This is a genomic window from Verrucomicrobium sp. 3C (assembly GCF_000379365.1).
Taxonomy (GTDB): Bacteria; Verrucomicrobiota; Verrucomicrobiia; order Methylacidiphilales; family Methylacidiphilaceae; genus Methylacidimicrobium.
Genome location: NZ_KB901876.1, coordinates 74,276 through 80,469 on the forward strand (window position 1 = coordinate 74,276; position 6,194 = coordinate 80,469).

Sequence of the window (6,194 nt, forward strand, 5' to 3'; positions counted from 1 at the left end):
CATGCTTCCTGGGTAAACCTCATCGAATGCTTCTTCAGCATCCTGACCCGACAGGGCCTCCAACACTCTGTTCACAAATCGAGCAAGGACTTAGAGCGCTTCCTCAAGGCTTACTTCGCCAAATACAATGACCACTGTCAGCCCTTCCATTGGACTAAAGGGCCGGAAAAGCTTCAGCACATCATCGAGCTCACCCAGCAATTCCAAGCCGAATATGCTGCTTCGAACTTATGAGGCGATGTGCTAGTTCTCAAGGCAGGTCACGCCGATCCGGAGCAGCACCAAGAGTCGGCTTGCCTTTCCCACAAGCGTTCTCCTGCGGCTTGCCAAGTAGGCCTGCTTGGCTTCGCTCTCGGGTACGAACTTTGTGGGCCATACAGGCTAGGCGCGCCCGACCGCCCGTGGCAACGACTCCAGGAAAAAGAGATCCCCCTACGCGTGCCACACCCTTCACCGTTCGAGTGAACCTTCGGGAATCCGGTTTGTTGCGGAAAAAAAGAAAAGCAGTTTTCGGTCTCCCCGCCTTACCGGCGAAGAGGAGTGTTTTCGCTCATCGGCAGATCGAAGAGTAGCACCTGCTTTTGCCCCGGCTCCTCCCTGGCGGTGGAAAGCGCCTCTCTTGCCGAGGCAAAGGGCCAGATTCTCACGGAGGGAGCCTTCAGCCACCCTTGCTCGAAACCGCGCCGCAGCTCCTCCATCATCCCGGCAATCTCCTCTCCACGAAGAGCCATGCTGTCGACGCCGATCAGCCGCTTGGCCCCGTGGTAAAAATCAACCAGGCTGAAAGAGACATCGGGCGGGTTGCTCGCAATGGCGACCTGCCGGCCCCCCGGCCGCAGCGTCTTCAGGCTCGGCTCGAAAAACGCCCCTCCGATCGTGTCGAGCGCCAGATCGACTCCCCGCCCTCCGGCCAAGGCGAGGACCCGTCGCGGCCAGTCGAGATCCCCGGCCGCGACCAGGCCGTCGGTGCCGGGAAGAACGCTTGCCGATCGGGACGCCGCAATGACCCGGGCCCTTCGCCAGCGCGCGATCTCGATCGCCGCGCGGCCGACGGCCCCGGCGGCCCCGACGACAAGAACGGTCTCTTCCGGCGCGAGATTCCCAGCGACGACTAGCGCGGACCAGGCCGTCAGGTATGGGACGCCGACCGCGGCCGCAGCCTCCATCGAAAGGGAAGAGGGTTTCTTGACCACCCAGGAAGAGGGAAGACGCAGATACTCGACAAAGGCTCCGTCCCGATCGACACCGAAGCCGGGACCGCTGCCCCAAACCTCCTCTCCTTCCCGACCCGCTCCGGCGACAATGATTCCCGCATAGTCCCTTCCGGGGATGCGCGGAAGGCTGGTCCCGAAGTGGCCCGAGAGATTCTTGACGTCGCTCGGATTGACACCGATCGCCGCCACCCGGATCAGCACTTCGTCCGGGAGAAGCTCGGGAACCGGAATCTCCACCGGGATCAAGACCTCGGGTCCACCATAGCGGGCAAAAGAGTAGGCCTTCACTTTTTTCATTTCCTCCAATGCGCGGCACCGAGCGCAAGGGGAATCCTCGCCGCGCGCTCCCCGGCGGCGAAAAGATCTCCTTGCGCAAACGGTCCAGGGCGCCTCTGATCGCTCATCGATGCGCGCACAGAGTCCGGTCGCTCCGAAGGACGGGTTTGGATGGCGCCACGCGCTCCCGGCCTTCGCGCTCTCCTTTTCCCTTCTCCTACTCGCAGCCCCTTCTGGGTTCAGTGGGCCGGCGGCCTTCGATTCCTCTCGCCTCGCCAAGCTCTACGAGCGGATGAGCGCTCCTCAATACGAGATCGGCACCAAGCTCGTCGCCCTCCTCGAGATCTCCCCGGGGAGCTCCGTTCTCGACCTGGGCTGCGGCACGGGACAGCTCGCCTCCGCCATCGCCCGAGTCGCCGGACCCCGGGGAAAGGTCCTCGGCATGGATCCTTCCCCCTACCGGATCGCCATTGCCGAGCGAAGGGCGAGGAAAGGGCTCTCCTTCGTCGTCGGCGGCTCCGAGGATCTTCCGAGGCTCGCCCCTCGGTCTTTTGACGTCGTCTGCCTCAATTACGTCTTTCATTGGATCGACGATCGGCGACAAGCCCTTGGAGCCATCCACCGGATCCTCAAGCCCGGGGGGAAGCTTGGCATCAGCTTCGAGGACACCAGCCGGCCTACGGAGCTCGACAAGATCATCGAGCAGTCGGCAAAGGAGGTGCTCGGCACCCTTCCTCCGGGACTCTTTCTGGAGACGGCTCCGCTGGGACTAACACCACTCAAGGAAATGCTCCGAAAGAGCGGATTCCGCGTCGTGGTGGTTAAAAAGAGAGAGTCGGAGGATCAGGCGAAAAGTCCCGAGGAGCTGCTGGCGTTCTGGCGGGCGAGCAGCGCCGGAAGGTTTCTTTCCGGGGTGTCGGAAAGAGCCCGGCGGAGGGTCCTCCACCGGATCGAGCAGCGGCTGGCGGAGGCCGAAACCGGCCAGGGAATCCGGATCACCAGTGAAACCCTCCTCCTCATCGCCGTGCGGAGCGACGAAGATTAACCTGCCTGTCTCCCAAGCGTTCTCCTGCAGCCGGCGAAATGGACCCGGCTGGATCGCTGGGAAAATGCTGCCGGGTCAGAAACCGGACAAGCAGGCGCTAAAAATTGGCAAGCTGCCGTTAGCGGCCGGACATGCGGCCACGCTATTCTCTCCCAGCCAGTCGACTAAGGAAAGATGGTTCGAGAACACTGCACCGCCTGTTGGGCCTGCCTCACCCTTCTCGCCTCCGTGAGCGCAGCGGGGGCCCAGGAGTCCGCGTCCCACGCGGCCTCCCCTCTGCCTTACTCCCAACCCGCCCAGCTTCCCGAGGTGACGGTGAATGCCGACCAGGAAGAGCCACCCGCCCCCGCCCAGGAAGTGACCTCCATTTACGGACCCGATCTCTCCATTATGGATACTCCCCGCGATGTCCTTCCCGTCTCTCGGGAAGAGCTCGATACCGTGATGGCCCAGCAGGTCAACGACCTGGTCGCCTTCAGTCCTTCGGTCAATCCGACCCAGGCGACGGGGAACGTCGTGAGCGAACCGGTCGTCCGCGGGCTCCCCGCCACGGCCTTTCGCAACGGCATGCTCGTCGGCTTTTCCAGCGGAGGGAACTGGGGCCCCCTCCTTAACTTCAATGCCGACGATTCGCTCGACGTCGTCACGGGGCCGGTGAGCATCGTCTTCGGTCCCCAGGAGTTCGCCGGAGGTTATGTCAATGAAGTGACCAAGCAGCCGTTCTTCGACCGCTTTCGCGGCGACGCCTACTACACCTTGGGAATGTACGACACCAACATGTGGAACATCGATATCGGCGACTCCATCGGGAAGGAGAAAAAGCTCGCCTACCGCTTCGACTACTTCGGCCAGGAAGGCTATGCGCCTTACAACTATTATGATGACTCCTACTTGAACCGGGAGTGCGCCTACCTCGCCCTTTCCTGGAAGCCGACCGAGGAGATTCAGGTCGACTGGAACGGAGAGATCAATCAGAACTCCTTTCTTCCGTACGCCGGGGTAACGCGGCCGACCCAGTCCCTGATCGATAACGGACTCTATCAGAGCGGCTCCTGGATCGGCTACTACACGCCTCCGGCGACCGCGGCTCAGCCCTTCGGCCAGTTTCATCCCGGCCAGGGGACTCCCCCTCCGGGCTCCGGATATGCCATCGCCTGGGGACCCCAGGTCCCGATCAGCGGCCAAGCCAATCTCTTCAATACCCCGCTCGACTCCTCCCGCCAGTTCTACGCCGTGAGCCAGGCGATTGCCACGATCCGGCTCAATGAGCGGTTGACCCTCGTGAACAACACACTTTTTGAGTATTTCCAAGCGAATGCCGCTCAGCCGGTCCCCGACCCGACCTGGGTCGTCATGCCCTACGGGGTCAATCTCGCCGACCGGCTCGAAATCCGCTGGGAACCCGAAAAGAAGAGTTCCTGGTGCTCGCAAAGCGTGGATGGCGGCCTCGCCTTCCGCTTCCTGAGCGACGAGGAGTATTCGGGAAGCTGGCATTCGACGAGCAACCAGGCCGACATGAGCAAGCCGATCACTGCTGCCGACGCCTCGCTTCCGGTGCCTTACTCCCTCGCGATCAGCCCCGCCTACAACAACCCATTCCTCACCGATATCCCGATTCCGGGCTATCCGGGAGAATATTACAACGTCGACAACTTCGCCTCGACCCAATGCAACTTCTGGGAGATCTCGCCATTCCTCCAGGACATCCTCCATTTCGGAGAAAAGGCGACTCTCTTCCTCGGAGCCCGGCTCGACGCCTACTTCGTCAACGCCCAACCCCCGTCCGGCACCCCCGCCCTGCTCATCGGCCCCGCCTATGACGCTACCTCGACGACCGCCCTCCTGCCGCAGGTTACCGCCAGTCCCACCTACCGGATCTTTCCCTGGATGTCCTGGTATTCGACCTACTACTTCGGACAGACGACCGCCCAGTCGATCTTCGGCGCCTTCGCGCCGGAGTTCACCAGCACCTACTACCACCAGACTCAGACCCTTTACGAAACGGGCCTCAAGTTCTCCCTCCTCCGGGAGACCCTCTTCCTCGGCCTTTCGGCCTACGCCCAATCGGGCTTCATTCCGACCTTCGTTCTCCCCGGAGGCACCACCCCGACCGTGTCGGCCGATGTCCAAGGAGCCCAACTGCAGGGGAGCTATCGGCCGAACCGCCATTTTTGGGCGAACTTCGGCTTCAACTACATGCAAGGATACGAAAACTGGACCAACACGGACGGCGTCGGCCCGACCACCTTCACCCCCTACCCGGCCAACGTGGCCGCGCAGTACGGCCTTCCGGTCAGCCAGATCGTCTCCCTCGCCCCGGGCATCTATCCGTTCATCGGTTTTCCCAAGGAGTACGGCAACCTGATGCTGACCTACAAGACCGACGCGGGCTTCGGCGTCTCCTTTTGGGCGATCGGGCAGGGTGGCCAGTTCCTCTCCTACGACTACGCCGTCCGGGCTCCGGCCTGGTACACGTTGAATGCGAGCGTTTTCTATGCCACCAAGCGCTGGGAGGCGCGGGTCTGGTTCTATAACTTCACCGACAACCACTACTGGATCGCCGGAGCGCCGGGCTTTACTCCCGCCCGGACCGCGAACCTCGAATATGCCGCTCTCCAAATGCCTTTTTGGGTCCAGGCCATGATCCGCGTCTCCTTTTAGCGAAGATGATGGCCGAAAAACTCCAAAAGGAGCGGCCAGGACATCCGGGCGGCCTCGGGATCGTAGCTGCCCCGCTCCTCGCAAAAGAAGCCGTGGCCCGCTTCGGAAAAGGTCACCTCGATGAAGCTCTTTCCGGCCGCCCGAAGGGCGTCGGAGGTCGCCCGAGTCTGCTCCGGCGGAATGTGCTGGTCGCGTCCTCCCCAGAAAAGCAGAAGCGGTGCCGCCACGTCCTTCGCCCGATCCAGAAGTTCCGGCGCGATCCCTCCGCCGTAAAAGGAGCAGGCCGCGCGCAAAGGAGCGACCGTGCTGCTCAGGAAGGCCACCCGGCCCCCGAAGCAGAAACCAACCGCCCCCACGGATTGGCCGGCGCCGCTAGCGCTCAGCCACCGGTAGCCGCCTTGCGCGTCGGCCGAAAGGTGCTCGACCGTCATCTGCCGAAGGTGGACGAGCGCTTGGGAAAAGTCCTCGTAGTTCCCCTCCCAGCGCGGAGCGCTCCGATGGTAGAGATCCGGGGCAAGTGCCAGATAGCCCTCCCCGGCGATCCGCTCCGTGACATTCCGGATGTGGCGGTTCACCCCGAATGCCTCCATAAGGACGAGGATTCCCGGATAGGATCCAGGAGCAGAGGGCCGAGCCAGGAAGCCCGAAAATCGGCTCCCGTCGGCGGCTTCGAGATCCACCCAACTCGAATCAATTTCTCTTGTCATCGGCACCGCTCTTTTCGTTTCCGGCCTAGCCGCCATTTCTCACAAATTTCGTAGCCGAGGCGCCGCAAATGGGCTCGGATGCGAGGCGCGACGCCGGTTTTCCCCCGGAGCTGTATGAGTACATACCGCAAGGATGGAAAACCAAGCCGATCGAAGCAGACAAGCCTGTTGTGCAAACCGCAGGAGAAAGATTGTGTGGAGTCGAGGAGTGGCGCGGTGCGACGTAGGAGAGCCATAGCGGGAGCTGCCCCTTTCGGTATGACAGTGCCTGAGTATCTCTCCCTATCGGCC

4 protein-coding genes and 1 pseudogene are annotated in these 6,194 nt (G+C 62.3%); 3 read left to right on the forward strand and 2 right to left on the reverse strand.

Annotation, left to right across the window (positions count from 1 at the left end; genetic code table 11):
- A pseudogene (locus tag A37A_RS21480) lies at positions 1 to 234 on the forward strand (IS630 family transposase); the annotation flags it as partial.
- Positions 235 to 524: 290 nt separating this feature from the next.
- On the opposite strand, the gene A37A_RS17230 reads toward A37A_RS21480, so the two are convergent.
- Complete coding sequence (locus A37A_RS17230; protein ID WP_018291579.1) at positions 525 to 1,511, reverse strand: zinc-binding alcohol dehydrogenase family protein; 987 nt, start codon at positions 1,509 to 1,511, stop codon at positions 525 to 527.
- A gap of 109 nt (positions 1,512 to 1,620) precedes the next feature.
- Here A37A_RS17230 and A37A_RS17235 point away from each other — a divergent pair, with 109 nt between their 5' ends.
- Positions 1,621 to 2,535, forward strand: coding sequence for a class I SAM-dependent methyltransferase (locus A37A_RS17235; protein WP_018291581.1), 915 nt, complete (start codon positions 1,621 to 1,623; stop codon positions 2,533 to 2,535).
- Between the two features lie 174 nt (positions 2,536 to 2,709).
- Positions 2,710 to 5,196 carry a TonB-dependent receptor plug domain-containing protein gene (locus A37A_RS0111170; RefSeq protein WP_018291582.1) on the forward strand — a complete coding sequence of 829 codons (2,487 nt, stop codon included), beginning with the start codon at positions 2,710 to 2,712 and terminating at the stop codon, positions 5,194 to 5,196.
- Here A37A_RS0111170 and A37A_RS0111175 read toward each other — a convergent pair.
- Entirely contained in the window at positions 5,193 to 5,903 is a 711-nt protein-coding gene (locus A37A_RS0111175; protein ID WP_020494347.1) for a dienelactone hydrolase family protein, read from the reverse strand. The two genes, A37A_RS0111170 and A37A_RS0111175, sit on opposite strands and share 4 nt — an antisense overlap.
- Positions 5,904 to 6,194 lie beyond the last annotated feature (291 nt).